The organism is Pseudoalteromonas sp. APC 3691, assembly GCF_030408135.1.
GTDB lineage: Bacteria > Pseudomonadota > Gammaproteobacteria > Enterobacterales > Alteromonadaceae > Pseudoalteromonas.
This window is the reverse complement of record NZ_JASDCB010000015.1, coordinates 22,210-41,431: the sequence shown is the minus strand read 5'-3', so window position 1 is coordinate 41,431 and position 19,222 is coordinate 22,210. Positions and strand designations below refer to the sequence as shown.

The 19,222-nt window shown below is 40.8% G+C and carries 15 protein-coding genes; 10 read left to right on the top strand and 5 right to left on the bottom strand.

Going from position 1 to position 19,222, the window contains the following annotated elements:
- The 7 genes from rseP (at position 1) to QL998_RS07010 (ending at position 7,273) form a co-directional block, all read left to right on the top strand.
- The gene (gene rseP, locus QL998_RS07040; RefSeq protein ID WP_024599062.1) at positions 1 to 1,353 is read left to right on the top strand and encodes a sigma E protease regulator RseP; all 1,353 of its coding nucleotides are present in this window, start codon (positions 1 to 3) and stop codon (positions 1,351 to 1,353) included.
- A 96-nt stretch (positions 1,354 to 1,449) separates the two neighbouring features.
- Positions 1,450 to 3,921: an outer membrane protein assembly factor BamA gene (bamA, locus tag QL998_RS07035; protein WP_290192389.1), complete on the top strand. Its 2,472-nt coding sequence runs from the start codon at positions 1,450 to 1,452 to the stop codon at positions 3,919 to 3,921.
- A gap of 11 nt (positions 3,922 to 3,932) precedes the next feature.
- Positions 3,933 to 4,451: an OmpH family outer membrane protein gene (locus QL998_RS07030; RefSeq protein WP_024606271.1), complete on the top strand. Its 519-nt coding sequence runs from the start codon at positions 3,933 to 3,935 to the stop codon at positions 4,449 to 4,451.
- Between the two features lie 7 nt (positions 4,452 to 4,458).
- Complete coding sequence (lpxD, locus tag QL998_RS07025) at positions 4,459 to 5,481, top strand: UDP-3-O-(3-hydroxymyristoyl)glucosamine N-acyltransferase (protein WP_024606272.1); 1,023 nt, start codon at positions 4,459 to 4,461, stop codon at positions 5,479 to 5,481.
- 26 nt (positions 5,482 to 5,507) lie between these two features.
- Complete coding sequence (fabZ, locus tag QL998_RS07020; RefSeq protein ID WP_024606273.1) at positions 5,508 to 5,960, top strand: 3-hydroxyacyl-ACP dehydratase FabZ; 453 nt, start codon at positions 5,508 to 5,510, stop codon at positions 5,958 to 5,960.
- 2 nt (positions 5,961 to 5,962) lie between these two features.
- A complete protein-coding gene (lpxA, locus tag QL998_RS07015) occupies positions 5,963 to 6,733 on the top strand; it encodes an acyl-ACP--UDP-N-acetylglucosamine O-acyltransferase (protein WP_290192388.1) in 771 nt (256 codons plus the stop codon).
- A 147-nt stretch (positions 6,734 to 6,880) separates the two neighbouring features.
- Positions 6,881 to 7,273 (top strand): septal ring lytic transglycosylase RlpA family protein, encoded by a 393-nt coding sequence (locus tag QL998_RS07010; protein ID WP_024606274.1) that lies wholly within the window; start codon positions 6,881 to 6,883, stop codon positions 7,271 to 7,273.
- Here the strand turns inward: QL998_RS07010 and cydC are convergent.
- Genes cydC through QL998_RS06985 form a run of 5 tightly spaced genes read right to left on the bottom strand, consistent with a single transcriptional unit; the run spans position 7,256 to position 13,673 of the window.
- Positions 7,256 to 9,001: a thiol reductant ABC exporter subunit CydC gene (gene cydC / locus QL998_RS07005; RefSeq protein WP_290192387.1), complete on the bottom strand. Its 1,746-nt coding sequence runs from the start codon at positions 8,999 to 9,001 to the stop codon at positions 7,256 to 7,258. The genes QL998_RS07010 and cydC overlap by 18 nt on opposite strands.
- Positions 8,994 to 10,787, bottom strand: a complete 1,794-nt coding sequence (gene cydD / locus QL998_RS07000; protein ID WP_290192386.1) for a thiol reductant ABC exporter subunit CydD — start codon at positions 10,785 to 10,787, stop codon at positions 8,994 to 8,996. The genes cydC and cydD overlap by 8 nt, the downstream gene beginning before the upstream one ends.
- Positions 10,777 to 10,941: a cytochrome bd-I oxidase subunit CydX gene (gene cydX / locus QL998_RS06995; protein WP_182195831.1), complete on the bottom strand. Its 165-nt coding sequence runs from the start codon at positions 10,939 to 10,941 to the stop codon at positions 10,777 to 10,779. The genes cydD and cydX overlap by 11 nt, the downstream gene beginning before the upstream one ends.
- A 12-nt stretch (positions 10,942 to 10,953) precedes the next feature.
- Entirely contained in the window at positions 10,954 to 12,093 is a 1,140-nt protein-coding gene (cydB, locus tag QL998_RS06990; RefSeq protein WP_290192385.1) for a cytochrome d ubiquinol oxidase subunit II, read from the bottom strand.
- Entirely contained in the window at positions 12,090 to 13,673 is a 1,584-nt protein-coding gene (locus QL998_RS06985; protein ID WP_076924450.1) for a cytochrome ubiquinol oxidase subunit I, read from the bottom strand. The genes cydB and QL998_RS06985 overlap by 4 nt, the downstream gene beginning before the upstream one ends.
- Positions 13,674 to 13,974: 301 nt before the next feature.
- On the opposite strand from QL998_RS06985, the gene lpxB reads away from it, so the two are divergent.
- From lpxB to dnaE, 3 genes are read left to right on the top strand one after another with little or no spacing between them, the layout of a single operon-like run.
- On the top strand, positions 13,975 to 15,132 hold the full coding sequence (gene lpxB, locus QL998_RS06980) for a lipid-A-disaccharide synthase (protein ID WP_290192384.1): 1,158 nt from the start codon (positions 13,975 to 13,977) through the stop codon (positions 15,130 to 15,132).
- Positions 15,122 to 15,724 carry a ribonuclease HII gene (gene rnhB, locus QL998_RS06975; protein WP_290192383.1) on the top strand — a complete coding sequence of 201 codons (603 nt, stop codon included), beginning with the start codon at positions 15,122 to 15,124 and terminating at the stop codon, positions 15,722 to 15,724. The genes lpxB and rnhB overlap by 11 nt, the downstream gene beginning before the upstream one ends.
- 2 nt (positions 15,725 to 15,726) lie before the next feature.
- Positions 15,727 to 19,218: a DNA polymerase III subunit alpha gene (gene dnaE / locus QL998_RS06970; protein ID WP_290192382.1), complete on the top strand. Its 3,492-nt coding sequence runs from the start codon at positions 15,727 to 15,729 to the stop codon at positions 19,216 to 19,218.
- Positions 19,219 to 19,222: the final 4 nt, after the last annotated feature.

The following is a 19,222-nucleotide window of genomic DNA, read 5'->3' as shown; positions in this document are numbered from 1 at the left end:
ATGTTTGATTTTTTTTGGAATCTTGGCTCGTTTATTTTAGCGCTTGGTATTTTAGTGGCCATACATGAATATGGCCATTTTTGGGTTGCACGAAAAATGGGCGTTAAAGTGCTGCGTTTTTCAATTGGTTTTGGTAAGCCACTGTTAAAATGGCATGACAAATATAATACCGAATACGTGATTGCCGCTATTCCATTAGGCGGATATGTAAAAATGCTTGATGAGCGAGTTGATGACGTACCAGCAAATCAACGCCACTTGTCGTTTAACGCTAAATCTGTACAAGCCCGTATTGCTATTGTTGCTGCGGGACCAATGGCTAACTTTTTGTTTGCCATTTTTGCTCTTGCGGTGATGTATATGGTAGGTGTGCAGTCGGTAAAGCCAGTTGTTGGCAGCATAACCGAAGGCAGTCGCGCAGAGCAGGCAGGCATTATGCCTTCTCAACATATTATAAAAATTGGTGATGATGACATAACGACATGGCAAGATGCCACGTTTGCGCTTATGTCTAACTTAGGCGAAGAAAGCGTTGAAGTTATTGTTCGTGATAAAAACCTTCAACCACGTGTTAAAACGCTTAATTTAGAAGGGTGGAAGCTTGATCAGCGAGACGTACCACCACTGAGTTCGTTAGGTATTGTGCCATTTAGACCTCAAGCAACTTTAACAATTGCTGCCGTAACTAAAGACTCAGCCGCAGAACACGCTAATTTACAAGTTAACGACACAATTTTGGCTGTAAACGGTGAAACAATAAGCAATTGGCAGCAATTAGTTAATCTTATTACGCAATCAGCTAACAAATCTTTACAATTTAGTGTAAAAAGACAAGATACTATACAAGCCATTACAGTTACCCCTAAAGGGCGCATAGATAATAACGGTATTGAGCAAGGCTTTTTAGGTGTTGCTCCTGTTGTTCAGCAATGGCCTGATGGTTATGTAGAGACTAGACATTACGGCCCGCTCGATAGTATCGTGCGAGGCACAAAAGAAACGTGGCGCTTAATTACTCTCAGTTTTGATATGATTGGTAATTTAATTACAGGCCAGGTTTCGGTTAAAAATTTAAGTGGTCCTGTGGGCATTGCAGTCGGCGCTGGAACTAGCGTAAGCTATGGTTTAGTGGCCTTTTTAAGCTTTCTAGCTTTAATAAGCGTTAACTTGGGTGTATTTAATTTATTACCCTTACCAGTGCTTGATGGCGGACACTTAATGTATTACATAATTGAACTTTTTCGTAAAAAGCCGGTCTCTGAAAAGACACAAGAGTTTGGTTTTAAAGTGGGTGCCTTGTTGCTCATTTTTCTAACATGTTTCGCTTTGTTCAATGATGTATCGCGTTTGTAGTTACAGCGTGGCAAATTACTAATTAGAACACGATTGTAAAGCACCACTAGTAAGGTGTTATGCGGTAATACAGTTGTAAAGGATAAAGATAATAAAATGGCTATAAAAAAACATTTGGCAATAACAAGTTTATTGGGTGCAAGTTTTGCAGCCCTAGGCCAAAACTCCTTTATTGTTGAAGACCTGAAAGTTGAAGGTTTGCAGCGCGTAGCACTTGGTGCAGCGCTAACACATATTCCTATTAACGTAGGCGATAATGTTGATGACTATACGATTTCAAAAACAATAAAGTCACTTTATCGTTCTGGGCACTTTGATAACATAAAAGCACTTCGTGATGGCAACAACGTTATTTTTAAAGTAACGGAACGTCCTACCATCAGCTTTATTGAGTTTGAAGGCAATAAAGACATTAAAGACGAGCAGCTTAATGAGTCTCTTGATCAGCAAGATATTCGCCAAGGTGAACCACTTGATAAAACCGTTATCGATAGTATCGAAAAAGGCTTAGTTGAGTTTTTCCACAGTATTGGTAAATACAACGCTAAAGTAGACATCAGTATTACTAAGCTGCCCCGTAACCGCGTTAAACTTAAATTAGAGTTTGATGAAGGTGATGCTGCTTCTATCCGCCAAATTAACTTAGTGGGTAATGAACTTTTTTCTAATGAAGAGCTTCTTAAACTTGCTGAATCGCAGCAAGATTTACCTTGGTGGCAGTTTATGGGTAGCGACCGCTACCAAAAGCAAACCATTGAAGGCGATTTAGAAAAAATTCGTAGTTATTATTTAGACCGTGGTTATCTACGTTTTAATATCGACTCAACGCAAGTTTCAGTGAGTCCTGAACGTGAATCAGTTTACGTTACAGCTAACTTAACTGAGGGCGTAAAATATAAAGTTAAAGGTTTTGACTTTATTGGTGACTTGCTTGGCCGTGAAGACTTAATTAAAAGTGTTATCCCCCTTAGAGCGGGTGAGCTTTATAACGGCTCTGTAGTTACTTCATCTGAAGAGTTTATTAAAAGCTACTTAGCACGGTTTGGTTATGCTAATGCTGAAGTTCGTACAATTCCAGAAATTGACGACGAAAACCAAGAAGTGCAATTAACACTATCGGTTAATCCAGGTAAGCGTGTATACGTTCGTCGTATTATCGTTGGCGGTAACCAAAATACGGCTGATGAAGTACTTCGTCGTGAAATGACACAACTTGAAGGCGCATGGTTATCTAATCAAAACCTTGAGCGTTCAAAACTGCAAATTCAACGTTTACCTTACATGGAAACTGTTGATTTTAACGTAGTGCCTGTACCGGGTGTGGATGACCAAGTAGATGTAGACTTTACTGTAAAAGAGCAATCTGCGGGTAGCTTTAATGCTGGTCTTGCTTATGGTTCTTACTTAGGTCTGCAGTTTAATATTGGTGTAACAGAATCTAACTTTTTAGGCACAGGTAACCAAATTGGTTTAAACCTTAACACGTCTACAGGTTCTGAAAGCTTAAGCTTATCGTACACAGACCCATACTTTACGCCAGATGGTGTATCGCAAGGCAGTAGCATCTTTTACAGAAACTACGATGCAAGTAAATTCAGTCTTGTTGAGTACAAATCAAAAAGTTATGGTTTAGGCACAAATATTGGTTTTCCAATTGATGCTGTAAATCGTGTTAACTTTGGCGCCCGTTGGATTAAAGAAGAGCTTTCGGATATTGCAGAGTACGAGCAAACGCGTGTACTTCGTGAAACATTCTTAGATCCAGACAACCCAGATGCAGGCTTTGACTTTACTAAGTATGAGCTGAGTGTTGGTTGGTCGCGTATTACAGTTAACCGTGGTTTATTCCCAACAGCGGGTTCGCGTCAAACTCTAAACTTAACAGCAACAACGCCTAACTCAGATCTTCAGTACTTTAAACTGAATTACGATTCGCGTTTTTACTGGCCTATATCAAATGACCACCGTTGGGTATTCTCAACCCGTGCAGCACTTGGTTATGGTAATGGTTATGGTTCTACAAACGGGTATGAGCAAACACTTCCATTCCAAGAATACTTCCGTATAACGGAAATGGAACTTCGTGGCTTTGACCGTAATACAATATTACCACGTGCTGTATCGCGTATACCGCAGTCTATTCCAGGTACGCCAGGTGCAGACGGTACTACAACCGGTAGCATTGGTGGCGCATCAGAATTTGATATTCTAGTGCCGCAAGGCCGTATTGGTGGTAATGCTAAAGCAGTGGCAGGTATGGAGCTAATTGTTCCTACGCCATTCTTAGATGAAGAAAATACCAGCTCTGTACGTACGAGCTTCTTTGTTGATGCAGCAAATGTATGGGATACAGAGTTTAATGTAGACCGTTTCCAAAACTTAGCACCTGATGAGCGTGCTAAATTAGATGACTATTCAGACCCTATGCGCTTTAGGGTGTCAACCGGTCTTTCATTACAGTGGATCTCTCCAATGGGTCCAATGCTGATCAGTTTTGCGTATCCATTGCAAAAAGAAGAAGATGACGATACGAAAACCATCAGCTTTAACATTAGTAACACTTTTTAAAGGAGTTTTTTATGACTAAATTATTTAAATCAACGGCAGTAGCTGTTCTAGCAACGTTATTGATGGGTACTTCTGCGAGTGCACTTGCACATAAAGTAGGTATTGTTGATATGCAAGAAATCTACAAGCAAATACCTCAAATGGCTAAAATTGAACAGTCTTTACAAACTGAGTTTGCTGAGCGCCGTCAAGAGCTTGAAAAGCTACAAGGCGATATTCGTTTTGAAGCTGAAAAATTTAAACGTGAAAGTACCACTATGAGCCAAGCTCAAAAAGATACATTACGTGAAAAAATTCAGGGCATGCAAAAAAATCTTGCTGAACAAGGCCGTCCTTTAGAGCAAGAAATCAAAGCGCGCCAAAACCAAGAGCTTGCTAAAGTTCAAGGTGTGATCATCAAAACAATTGAAGAAATTGCTAAAGACGGCGACTTTGACGAAGTTAAAGTAAAAGACACAACAATTTACTTTAACCCTAAAGAAGTAACTGATCTTTCGTCTAAAGTTGTAGCCGCAGTTAGTAAGAAATAATCACTCTATGCAAAATTATACGCTTTCGCAAATAGCGGAACTTCTAGGCGCCGAACTTCAGGGTGATGGCGCTTTAGAAATAAAAAAAATAGCGACACTTGCAAATGCCCATTCTGGGCATATTGCATTTTTAGCGAACTCAAAATATCGCTCGCAACTTGAGACCACTCAAGCTAGCGCTGTAATAGTAAGCCAAGCCGATGCAGAGTACTTTAGTGGTAGCAAAGTTATTGTTGCTAATCCGTATGTAAGTTACGCAAAATTAGCGCAATTTATGGATACGACGCCACGATCAGCATTTACAGGTATTCATCCAAGCGCTACGGTGCATCCAACAGCGATTGTTAGTGACAGCGCCGCTATTGGTGCTAACGCAGTCATTGAAGCTAATGCAGTGATTGGTGACAACGCGCAAATTGGTCCGAACAGTTTTATCGGCGAATGTGTTAAAATAGGTTCTGGCACTAAGCTTTGGCCTAGTGTGACTATTTATCACGATGTTGAAATTGGTTCAGATTGTTTGTTTCAAGCAAATAGTGTTGTAGGTAGTGATGGGTTTGGCTATGCAAATGAGCGCGGGCAGTGGGTTAAGATACCTCAGCTTGGTTCAGTGATTATAGGCAACAAAGTTGAAATCGGTGCTAGTACGACAATTGATCGTGGTGCACTGGACAATACCATCATTCATAGCAATGTTATTATCGATAATCAGTGTCAAATAGCGCACAACGTTGAAGTTAATTCAGGCACCGCAATTGCGGGCTGCACTGTTCTTGCAGGAAGCGTTACCATTGGCAAGAACTGTCAAATTGGTGGCATGGTTGCAATTAATGGTCACATGTCTGTATGTGATGGTGTTATAATTACCGGCATGAGTATGGTGACAAAATCAATCACCGAACCAGGTATTTACTCATCTGGTATGCCCCATACAACAAACAAAGAATGGCGTAAAACTATTGCTCACTTGCGTAACCTTTCAGACATGAAATCTCGTCTTAAAGCGCTTGAAGCATTGGCTAAGTCATAACGTTGAACACTAATAAGGATGCTATTTTGGCAAACGAATTAAATAGCCTTGATATTCAAGAAATTTTAAATTTATTACCGCACCGTTACCCGATGCTATTAATTGATCGTGTTATTGATTTTACACCTGGCAAGTCTTTACATGCTATTAAAAATGTTTCTATAAATGAACCAATTTTTACTGGGCACTTTCCAAATCAGCCAATTTTTCCTGGTGTGCTAATATTAGAATCAATGGCGCAAGCAACGGGTTTATTAGGTTTTAAAACAGTAGAAAATCGTAGCGAAAACGAATTATATTTGTTTGCAGCTGTTGATAATGCACGTTTTAAACAACCTGTAATTCCTGGCGATACAATGCATCTTCATGTTGAGTTTTTAAAAGAACGTCGCAACATTTGGAAGTTTGCTGCAGAAGCTAGAGTCGACGGCAAAATAGTATGTAGTGCCGAAATTATGTGTGCGAGAAGAGAGTTTTAATAGTGATCCATTCTACAGCAATAATCGAACCTGGCGCTAAACTAGGCAACAATGTCTCAGTTGGTCCGTATAGTTATATTGGCAATGATGTTGTTATCGGTGATAACTGTATTATTGAGTCTCACGTTGTTGTTAAAGGGCCGTCAACTATTGGCTCTGGCAATCATATTTTTCAATTTGCGTCTGTAGGCGAAGCTTGCCAAGACAAAAAATACAATAACGAGCCAACTACATTGATCATGGGTGATAACAACGTTATCCGTGAATGTGCCACAATTCACCGCGGAACGATTCAAGACCAAGGCGTTACTAAAATTGGTAGTAATAATTTGTTTATGGCTTATACCCACGTTGCACATGACGCGGTAATTGGCGATAACGTAATTTTTGCTAACAACGCAAGTGTAGCCGGCCATGTACATGTTGGTGACTGGGTTATCCTTGGTGGTAATTCGGGTGTTCATCAGTTTTGTAAAATTGGTGCACATGCCTTTATTGGTATGTATTCAGGTGTTAACAAAGATGTACCACCATTTGTTACTACCATTGGTATGCCTGCAGGTCCTGCAGCTATCAATAAAGAAGGCATGAAGCGTCGTGGTTTCGAAAGTGATGAAATTATGGCTGTACGACGTGCATACAAAGCGTTTTACCGTAAAAGCTTAGGTGCAGACGAAGCGATTGAATCGCTTAGTGAGGATGCCGCAAAGTATCCTGCTGTGAAATTGATGGTCGACTTTGTTAAAAACTCAGAGCGCGGCATCGTAAGGTAATTACAGGCTTTGCTTTAAGCATTAAAAAACCACCCTAGATGATAAATCGAAGGTGGTTTTTTATTGCCCATGGTTTAGACCCAATTCAGTTAATACTCAGCGAACTCAAGTTAGTATGCATCTAATTTGTATAATAAAAGTCATCCTATGCGTTTACCTAAGTTAGTTGTCACTCTTTTTATTACTTCAGCTTTAGCCGCTTGTAGTAGCCAGCCTATTGTTAAATCATCTACTGGGGAAATCACACAAGTTGGTAAAGCATCTTTTTATGCTGATAAATACCACGGGAGAACAACTGCCAACGGAGAGCGCTTTAGCCAACAAGCTGCAACGGCTGCCCATTTAGAATTCGATTTTGGTACTAAAGTAATTGTTACCAACCTAGCTAATAATAAATCAGTCACAGTAAGAATAAATGACAGAGGCCCGTATGTGCGAGGTCGTATTATTGATTTATCAAAAAGTATGTTTAAAAAGATAGCCGACCCTAAAGTCGGCGTTATAGACGTGTCTGTAGAGGTATTAAAACCGGGTAGTTAGTGCTACATAATCTGGATAAGCGCTACTGAGCTCTTTGTGAGAGCCTTGTGCCACTACTTTACCGTCTTCTAGCCATACAACATTATCCATTTGAGTAAGAAGAGCCGGATCGTGCGTAATTGTGAGTACACTCGTGTTATTCATAACATGCATGATTGCTTGCATTACCCCTTGCTTAGATTGATTATCGAGACCTTCTGTTGGTTCATCAAGGACTAAAATAGCAGGGTTTTTAAGTAATGCTTGCGCGATGGCTATACGCCTAGATTGGCCTTGCGATACGTTACGTCCGCCAGTGCCTAATCGTGTTTTTAAGCCTTCTTTTAGTTCATTAAACCATGGGCTTAATTGCGCTAACGTTAGCGCTTCAATCAATTGCTCTTTAGTGGCACTCGGTGCGGCATAACGCAAATTTTCACTCAGTGTGCCATCAAAAATATGATGCTGCTGAGCGAGTATATTTATAACGTTTGCGCGTATATCGCTATTTAATGAATGTAAATTAACAACACTATTTTGATTATTTAGAGTGATGCTCCCTTGTTGCAAAGGCCATAAACCAGTAAGTAAATTTACAAGCGTGGTTTTACCGCTGCCGCTTCTACCGACAATCGCTACTTTTTGCTGGGGTATCAACTCAAAGCTAACATCAGTTAGTGCTATTTGTTCACCATATTGATAGCTGATATTGTTAAGTGCCAATGTATTATTTTGCGCACTAAATTTTTCATCAACGTCTACATGTGTATCTTTAACTTGTGAGTTAGCTGCTTTATCTTCAAGCGAAAATAATCGCTCTGCTGCTTTTAGTACACTAGGAAGCTCTATAAACGCGTTAGGTAGTAGCAATACGCTTTCAAAACTTGCCAATACAAATAGGCTTAACATAGCAAGTTCTACATTTACCATACTGTTGGCGTAAACCAGCGGGACAATGGTTGCTATGCTAGCAAGCATGGCTAATTGAACAACCAACAAGCTCATCCCATCTGAGTTTGCCAGTGCTTTGTGGCGAATAAATAATTGCTGATTATACTGCTCGCTTAATTCATCGCACTTATTAAGCTGCTGCGAACGGGCTTGATAAATACTAAGCTCTCTAAGTCCTGTGAGTGTATCTGAAAGCTCAGAGCGAAGTTGTGCACTAAGTTGTGTTTCTTTATGGCTGTTTTTAGTGAGCTTTGCGCTGAGTAGGGCAGGTATAACCACACCAATAAGTATAATACCAGTAAAGCAAATAAGGGCGACGTTGCCATTATAGGCCGACATAAACAACATGATGATTGGCACACTCAAAAGAGCGACCAGCATAGGCAGTAAAACGTTTAAATAAAACTTGTCGAGTGCGTCTACATCGTTTTGTAATCGGTTAACTAAATCGGCGCTGCGGCTCATTGCTAAATCAACGTTGTTAAGCTTACTTAACGTTGCAAATACATTGGTACGTATTTCACTTAGTAATAAAAACGTGGCGTTATGAGTAACTAGGCGTTCGCCATAGCGCGATGCAGTTCGTACGATTGCTAAAAACCGAATCGTACCTGCTGGAGTAAAGTAGTTCATTTGCACGCCCGCAATACCTGCAGCCGCCATTGATGCTAAAAACCAGCCAGATATAGCCAATAAACCCACATTAGCTAATACAGTAATCGTCGCTAAAAATGTGCCTAGTAGCATTGCTTTGTAATGAGGAGCGCAAAGCTTTAATAAGCGAATAAAGTTATGCATGCGCCACCCCTTGTTTAGCTGTTTTTAATAAGTTAGCAAATACACCATTTTGCGCTGCAAGTTTATCAAAGTGACCTTGCTCAGCTATTTTTCCATCGTGCATAACAACTATATTACTAGCGTGTTTAACGGTATTTAATCGATGAGCAATGACTAATACTAAGTTGTTTTTAGCGTATTCATTAATAGCATCTTGAATAAGCTGCTCTGTTTGGCTATCAAGGTGCGCTGTAGGCTCATCAAGCACTAAGACTGGTGCTTGCTTTATAAATGCGCGAGCCAGTGCGATACGTTGCTTTTGTCCGCCAGAAAGCCCTTCCCCTTGTTCACCTATCAGCGTGTTAAAACCATCGGGTAGGGTATTTATAAATTCAAGCACACCAGCTTGCTTTGCTGCATGTTCAAGCTCTTGCTGTGTGGCAGTTGGTTTGGCCAATTTAATGTTGGCAGCAATGGTGTCGTAAAACAGCGTCGCTTTTTGTGGTATCCATGCAATGTTATTTTGCAGGTAAGTAATATCGGTTGTACTTAAACTCTGATCATTAATAGATAGGTGGTTTATCACCTCAGGATGAAACCCTAATAGGCAATCAAACAACGTACTTTTACCTGATCCACTACTGCCCACAACTGCAATTAAGCCTTTATTTGGCAGTGTTAAATTTATATTTTTAATGCCTTCGTTACTATCTGGGTATATAAAACTAAGGTCGGTAATACTCATGGAGTTAATTGCATTTAAAGTTAAATTGTTTTCAGGCGTGCTTGTAGCCACTAACGCATTTTCGTCACTTGGCAGTGGTGCATTTAAAATCGCAACCATATCGGCCGCTGCACTAATGCCTTGTAAGCGTGCATGGTAATGGCTACCCAGTTGGCGCAATGGTAAATAAAATTCAGGCGCTAAAAGTAGCACTACAAAGCCAGTGGCAAAATCAAGAGTACCAAAAAACAGTCTAAAACCAATAATTACGGCAACGAGTGCCACACTAATGGTAGCTAAAAACTCAAGTGCAAATGATGATAAAAACGCGATTTTTAAAACATCGAGTGTAGCGTGTCTAAAATCATCTGAAATTTTAGCTATTTGTTTCAGCTCGGTACGTGTTGCATTAAATAGCTTGAGTTGAGTTAAACCTTGTACGCGGTCAAAAAAGTAATTGCCTAGCACGGCAAGTTGCTTCCAGCGTTTTTGGTTTAAAGCTTCGGCTTTTGAGCCTACTAAAATCATAAAAAAAGGAATGAGCGGGGCGGTTAATAAAAATATCAGCCCAGCTTTATAATCTGTCGGAAAAATAACAACCAATATTGCCAGCGGAATAAGCGCGCTGTAAGCAGCACCGGGTAGATATTTAGCATAATAGTCGTGGAGTGCTTCTACGCCATTATGCAGGGTATTTAATGTAGCGCCTTGGCCGTGTTGTTCTATATAGCTTGGCCCAAGTAAGCTGAGCTTATTTAGAAGTGTTTGGCGCATAGCCGATTTTATTTTAAGTGCAGCATATGCACTCAAGCGTTCGCTTAATGCTAAAAACACCGCGCGCAATAAAATAATGCCTGCTAAGGGCCATAGTAAGTGAGTAACTTGGGCTAAATTATTACCTTCAAACATTACATTGTGAATAGTTTGCGCAAGTAAATAAGCACCCGCAATCATTAGTAATGCGTTAAAAGTACCCAGTGCAATGCTTAACTTTAACCACACTGCAGCGGGTTTACTTTGACGCTTTAAAAAAGCGCGCAGTGATTGCTGCTGCGCGCGATCTGGTCGGGGGTTAGTCGTCATCTTTTGTGTTGTTAGTATCGTTTAATAAATCGTGCATGGCTTGTTCATCATCAGCAATGCTGTTTTTATTTTGATGAAATTCGTACCACATTACATTTATTACACCTAAGGTACAGGCCAAAAGTACACCTAAAATCCAAGCGAAATACCACATAGTTTAGTCTCCTTAGTAGCTACCGTGAGTGTTGTTTTCAATTTCTTCAACCGTTACTCTGCGCCACATTTTTACGTAACACCAAGTGGTATAAGCTAAAATAAGTGGAACAAAAATACACACTGCAACAAACATTACATTGAGCGTTTTATGGCTCGATACTGCATCCCAAATTGTTAAGCTAATATTAGGATTATTACTTGATGGCATAATAAATGGGAACAGTGAAACACCGGCCGTCATAATCACGCCAATTAACATTAAGCTTGTTGAAATAAGTCCAAGTGCTGGTTTATTTAATTTAGAAAACATAAGTGCACTTAATGCCATTGCAAAGGCTAAAATAGGGAAAGTCATTGTCCACGGACGTGTGCTGTAATTACTTAACCAAGCACCTTGCGCTGTAGTGACTACTTTAGCTAAAGGGTCTGCATGACTTTGCGTATCAGCCATTGATACAATTTGATAACCCGTTAAATTAGCCACCCAAAAGCCAGCTGCAGCAAATAACACAATAAATACAATTAGTGAATAACGCCCATATTGACCCGAACGCTCAGCTACTGCATCGGCTGTACGAAGCTGTAACCACATACCAGCATGAGCAACCAACATAGTAATACTGACTAAGCCAGCAAGTAATCCGAATGGGTTTAGTAAGCCAAAGAATGAGCCTTGGTAGCTAACACGCATTAGGTTATCAATATTAAACGGTACGCCTAAAAATAAATTACCAAATGCAACGCCAAAAACGAGAGCTGGAATTGCGCTGCCTGCAAGCAAGCCCCAATCCCAGTTATTGCGCCAGCGTTTTGAGTCTACTTTACTGCGGTAATCAAACCCAAGTGGTCTAAAAAACAAAGCAAATAGTACTAGCATCATGGCAAAGTAAAAGCCCGAAAACGCGGCAGCATAAACCATAGGCCACGCTGCAAATAACGCGCCGCCTGCAGTTATAAACCATACTTGGTTACCATCCCAGTGCGGGCCAATGGTATTAATTACCGTACGTCGCTCTGAGTCAGTTTTACCAACTAGGCGAAGCAACATAGCAACGCCCATATCCATTCCATCGGTAATAGCAAAGCCAATAAGCAGCACACCAATGATCAACCACCAAAGCATTTTTAATGTTTCATAATCAAAAATCATGATTGCTCTCCTTTAGTTTGCTCAGCTTTGTTTGGTAATTCAAAATGGTATTTACCAGTATGTAGAGAGCTTGGTCCTTGCTTAACAAAGCGAATCATCAACCAACCTTCAACTATGGCTAAACCAGTGTAGAAAACAATAAACCCAGTTAAGCTAATTAAAATATCGTTTACTGTCAGTGACGACGTCGCTAAAAAGGTCGGCAGTATTTCAGATATTGCCCAAGGTTGACGGCCATACTCAGCAACTATCCAGCCAAATTCAATAGCTATCCAAGGTAATGGAATGCTCAATACTGCAGCCCATAACAACCAGCGCTTTTGCTCAATAACGCGATGTGCGTTGTAGTAAAATGCCAATATAAATACACCAAGCATGGCTACACCACAGGCAACCATAATCCTAAATGACCAGAACATAGGGCCTACTTTAGGGAATGAGTCTTTAACGGCTTTTTGAATGTGCTCTTCGGTAGCATCTACAACATCAGGTGTGTAGCGCTTAAGTAACAAGCCATAGCCTAAATCGTCTTTGATAGAATTAAACTTGGCAATATTTTCTGGTGTATCTTCGCCGTTTCTGAGCTTTGTAAGGTATTCATAAGCAATCATACCGTTGCGAATACGTACTTCGTGTTGTTTTTCGAGGTCGTTAATACCCGTTACTTGCTCATCAAGTGAACGCGTAGCAATTAATCCCAGTGCATAAGGTATTTTAACCGCAGCATGTGTTACTTGCTCTTCTGAATCAGGAAAACCAAATGCGGTAAACGCAGCCGGAGCTTCTTCGGTGTGCCACTCAGCTTCAATTGTTGCAAGTTTTACTTTTTGAACTTCACCTACCTCGTAGCCTGATTCGTCACCGAGTAAAATTACACATAAAATTGACGCTAAACCAAAGCCCGATGCGACCGAGAAAGAACGTTTAGCAAACGCTAAATCACGGCCTTTTAATATGTACCAACTGCTTATGCCCAGTACAAACATAGATGCAGCTACATAGCCTGCCGATACAGTATGAATAAACTTAACTTGTGCTACAGGGTTAAATACAAGCTCTGCAAAGCTTGTCATTTCCATGCGCATGGTTTGATAGTTAAATTCAGCACCTACTGGGTTTTGCATCCAGCCGTTGGCAATTAAAATCCACAGCGCCGACATATTGGTACCAATAGCCATTAAAAAGGTTGCACCTAAATGTTGGCGTTTAGAGAGTCTATCCCAGCCTAAAAAGAACATACCTACAAAAGTCGATTCTAAAAAGAATGCCATTAAACCTTCAATAGCAAGGGGAGCCCCAAAAACATCACCCACGTAATGCGAGTAATAAGACCAGTTAGTACCAAACTCAAACTCCATGGTAAGGCCTGTCGCCACACCAATTGCAAAGTTAATACCAAACAATTTTCCCCAAAACTTAGTCATGTCACGATAAATTTCGCGGCCGGTCATAACATAAACCGATTCCATAATAACTAAAATCCAGGTCATACCTATAGTTAACGGTACGAATAAGAAATGAAAGAGAGCGGTAACAGCAAACTGTAATCGCGATAGATCCACAAAGGTTTCATCTATCATTATTGGCTCCTTGAGAGTGACGGATTAACAGGACAATATTTAATTGGCAAAGTTAATATTTAATGAACTTTCAGTAATTACTGAAAGTTTGTAATATTATTTACGTTTGTGCAATTTTTGTCAATATATATATTAGTAAAGCTTAATGTATATTTTATATGCTACATCAGTATTAAAAACAAACAATACAATAAATTAAATTTAATGATAAAAAACCAGTTATTTAAAGCGTTTAACCAAACAGTAAAACACGGTAAACTAATACTCATGAACGCCTGGTTTACTTGTGAAATAAAATCAAATGAATGAAGATAAAAAACAACTACGAATTGGTATTGTGGCAGGTGAACTGTCGGGCGATATTTTAGGCGAAGGCTTAATTAAAGCCCTTAAAAAGCACTTCCCGGATGCTGTTTTTGAAGGTATAGCTGGGCCTAAAATGCAAGCGCAAGGCTGTAAAACACTTTACGACATGGATGAGCTTTCGGTAATGGGACTTGTTGAGGTACTTGGTCGTTTGCCGCGTTTGCTTAAAATACGTAAACAACTCGTGCAGCATTTTGTAGATAATCCACCTGATGTATTTATAGGTATAGACGCACCCGACTTTAACTTACGTGTAGAAAAACCACTTAAAGATGCGGGCATTAAAACCGTACAGTATGTAAGTCCGTCTGTTTGGGCGTGGCGCGAAAAGCGTATTCATACAATTAGTGCAGCGACTAACTTAGTGTTGGCGTTATTACCATTCGAAAAAGAATTTTATGATAAACACCAAGTGCCATGTACATTTGTAGGGCATACTTTGGCTGACGATATAGCGCTTGAGCACGACGATAGTAAAGCACGTGCAGAACTCGGCTTAAGCCTTGATGACAAAGTACTGGCGTTGCTACCTGGTAGTCGAGGATCTGAAGTTGGTTTGCTAAGTGAAACTTACATTAAAACAGCCGCGCAGTTGCAAGCTAAAAACCCAAATCTTAAAGTTGTGGTGCCACTAGTTAACGAAAAACGCAAAGCGCAGTTTACTGATATATTAAATGCTACCGCGCCAAACCTTAATGTTAACCTGCTTGATGGACAATCAAAATTAGCTATGCAAGCTGCTGATGCTATTTTATTAGCGTCGGGGACTGCAACACTCGAAGGCATGCTTTATAAAAAGCCAATGGTAGTGGGCTATAAAATAAAGCCTTTAAGCTATTGGATTTTTAAAACCTTATTTACGTTTAATATTAAGTACTTTTCGCTACCTAATTTATTAGCCGACGAAGAGCTAGTGCCTGAGTTTTTACAAAGTGAGTGTAATGTGACTAACTTAACAAACGCGCTTACCCCTATGCTTAATACTGATAACAAAGCGCTAAAAGCACGCTTTTTAGCTATTCACGAAAAAATTAGATTAAATGCCAGCGAACAAGCAGCAAATGCTGTGGCGGAGTTAATAAATGCAAATTGATAGACCTAACGTAGCCTTAATTGCCGGTGTAGATGAAGTAGGGCGCGGCCCACTTGTTGGCGACGTAGTCACTGCCGCCGTTATTTTAGATCCTTCAAAACCTATTGCAGGCTTAGCAGATTCTAAAAAATTAACAGATAAAAAACGCCAAGCACTCGCAATTGAAATAAAAGAAAAAGCATTGTGTTACGCATATGGTCGTTGCAACCCAACTGAAATTGATGAGTTAAATATTCTGCACGCGACTATGCTTGCCATGACCCGCGCAGTAGAGGCGTTAAGCACACAGCCTGAATTTGTATTTATAGATGGTAATCGATTGCCAAAACTCACTATGCCAGCACAAGCTGTTGTTAAAGGTGATAGCTTAGTGGCCGAAATTTCAGCGGCGTCTATTTTAGCTAAAGTAGCACGCGATGACGAAATGCTTGAACTTGATAAACGTCACCCAGAATATGGCTTTGCAGGGCACAAAGGATATCCGACTAAAGCGCATTTTGCGGCGCTTGAGCAGTACGGCGCGATTGACGAGCATCGTAAAAGTTTTAAGCCTGTGCAGCGTGTATTGGCGCAAGCCAATGGCGAGGGTTAAGCATGGCGGCTCCTGATTTTGTCCATTTAAGGGTTCATTCTGACTTCTCGATGGTTGACGGCCTCGCTAAAACAAAGCCGATAGTCGCTAAAGCGCAAGAGCTACAAATGCCTGCGATTGCAATTACCGATCAAATGAACTTTTGTGGCTTAGTGCGCTTTTATGGCGCCACGCATAACGCCGGTATTAAGCCTATTGTGGGGGCAGATTTTTGGGTTCGTAGTCCTGAATTTCCTGACGAGCCAAGCCGCTTAACCATATTAGCCAAAGACAACGACGGCTATAAAAATATTACCTTGTTAATATCTAAAGCGTATCAGCGTGGGCATGTGTTTCATCGGCCAGTGATTGACCGAGAATGGCTGGTGGAACATAAAACGGGCTTAATTATTCTCTCTGGCGCTAAAGACGGTGACTTAGGTAAAGCGTTATTAAAAAATAACCCAAGTGTCATTGAATCGGTAGTTAGTTTTTACAAGCAGCATTTTAGCGATAACTACTACCTTGAGCTAGTTCGCACTAACCGACCGCTTGAAGAAGACTACTTACACATGGCGGTAGAGCTTGCTACCAAAGAGCAGTTACCTGTTGTAGCTACCAACGAAGTAGTATTTTTGAAGCCAGAAAACTTTGAAGCGCACGAAATTCGCGTTGCTATTTTTGACGGCTACACGCTTGATGATAAACGCCGCCCTAAGCGATTCTCTGAAGAACAATACCTAAAAACATCAGAGCAAATGGCTGAGCTGTTTAGCGATATTCCAGAAGCGCTACAAAATACCGTAGAAATAGCTAAACGTTGTAATGTAACGGTTCAGCTAGGGACTTACTTTTTACCTGATTACCCAACTGGCTCACTTAAGATTGATGAGTTTTTAGTTAAAGTGTCAGAAGACGGTCTTGAAGAGCGATTACAGTTTTTATTCCCCGATGAAGAAGAGCGAAAAGTAAAACGTGTTGAATACGACGAGCGACTTGATATAGAGCTTGGCGTAATTAACCAAATGGGATTCCCCGGTTACTTCTTAATCGTAATGGAGTTTATTCAGTGGAGTAAAGATAACAATATCCCTGTTGGACCTGGTCGTGGTTCAGGTGCGGGTTCGTTAGTTGCGTACGCACTTAAAATTACCGATTTGGATCCACTTGAATTCGACTTGCTTTTTGAGCGATTTTTGAATCCAGAACGTGTATCAATGCCCGATTTCGACGTCGATTTCTGTATGGATAGACGTGACGAGGTAATTGATCACGTGTCGGCTTTGTATGGTCGAAACGCCGTATCGCAAATTATTACCTTTGGTACTATGGCTGCAAAAGCGGTAATACGCGATGTAGGGCGAGTGCTTGGGCATCCTTATGGGTTTGTTGATCGTATTTCAAAAATGATTCCAGGCGATCCTGGGATGACGCTTGCTAAAGCGTTTGATATAGAACCACGCTTGCAAGAAGCCTACGATGGCGACAACGAAGTAAAAGATTTAATCGACATGTGTCGCATCCTTGAAGGGTGTACACGTAACGCCGGTAAACATGCGGGTGGCGTAGTAATATCGCCAACCACTATTACCGACTTTGCCGCGCTTTATTGCGATGACGAAGGTAAGTTTCCGGTCACACAGTTTGATAAAAATGACGTAGAAACGGCAGGCTTAGTTAAGTTCGATTTCTTGGGTTTACGTACACTGACTATATTGCAGTGGGCGGTCGATATGACCAATGTGCGCATGGAGCGCCAAGGTAAAGACCCTGTCGATATAAACACTATTCCACTGGATGATAAAAAAAGTATTGAGCTACTACTTCGCGCCGAAACGACCGCTGTATTTCAGCTAGAATCGCGCGGTATGAAAGACTTAGTACGCCGACTTAAACCCGACTGCTTTGAAGATATGATTGCACTTGTGGCCTTGTTCCGACCAGGTCCGCTGCAATCAGGCATGGTAGATAACTTTATCGACCGAAAATTAGGCCGAGAAGAAATTTCATACCCAGATGCGCAGTATCAGCACGAAAGCTTAAAACCAATACTTGATCCAACGTACGGCATTATCTTGTATCAAGAGCAAGTAATGCAAATTGCGCAAGTACTGGCAGGTTACACGCTAGGTGGCGCCGACATGCTGCGTCGTGCAATGGGTAAGAAAAAACCCGAAGAAATGGCAAAGCAGCGTTCAACATTTGAAGATGGCGCAAGAAATAATGGCATTGACGGCGAGCTTGCGATAAAAATCTTCGACTTGGTAGAAAAGTTCGCAGGTTACGGTTTTAACAAATCTCACTCAGCAGCTTACGCACTCGTATCGTATCAAACATTGTGGATGAAAACGCATCATCCTGCAGAGTTTATGGCTGCGGTAATGTCGGCCGATATGGATAACACCGACAAAATAGTTATTTTGGTGGATGAATGTGAAAACATGAAGCTCACCTTATTACCACCAGACGTAAATGCAGGTGAGTTTAAGTTTACAGTAAACCTTGAAGGTGAAATTGTTTACGGCATTGGCGCGATAAAAGGCGTGGGTGAAGCACCGGTTGATGCAATCCTAGAAGCGCGTGCAAAAGGCGGCCCATTTAAAGATTTATTTGATTTTTGTGCCCGTGTTGATTTAAAACGCTTAAATAAACGTGTTACCGAAAAATTAATTTACGCAGGTGCTTTGGATCAATTAGGACCAGAGAAAACCCAATCTGGGCGTGCTACATTACTGGCCAGTTTAAAAGATGCAATTCGTGCAGCTGATCAACACAACAAAGCTGAGCTATTAGGGCAAAGTGATTTGTTTGGTTTATTAGCCACCGAGCCTGACGAAGTTGAACAAGCCTTTATTAAGGCCACAGGACTCACCGATAACGAATGGTTAGATGGTGAAAAAGAAACGTTAGGCCTTTATTTAACTGGGCATCCGATAAATCAGTACCGACGTGAGCTTAGGCATTATACCAGCGGAAAAATAGTTGATTTACAGCCAACTAACCGTGATGTATTTGCAACGGCCGCAGGTTTAGTGATTGCTTCAAGGGTATTAATTAATAAAAAAGGAAATCGTTGGGCCTTAGTAACTTTAGATGACAAGAGTGCACGGATTGATGTACGCTTGTATTCAGACGAGTTTGAAAAGTACCAAGATATGCTCCAAGTTAACAATATCTTGGTAATATCTGGACAGGTCAGCTTTGATAACTTCTCCGGTGGTATTACAATGACCGCCAGAGAAATAAACACCATTGCTCAAGCGCGTGAAAAACGCATTAAAGCGATTAAAATGACGCTGAACATGGTGCAAGTCGAGGCAGGTTTCTTCGATAAATTACAAAAAGTACTCGAACCCTATAAAATGGGAACGTGTCCGATCAAGGTTTATTACCAACGTCCAGATGCGTTGGCTCAATTAACTCTTGGGATCGAATGGTGTGTTACGCCAAGTGACGACTTAATACATAAGTTATCATTAATGGCAGCGCAAGATGTAGAACTAGAATTTAACTAATTAG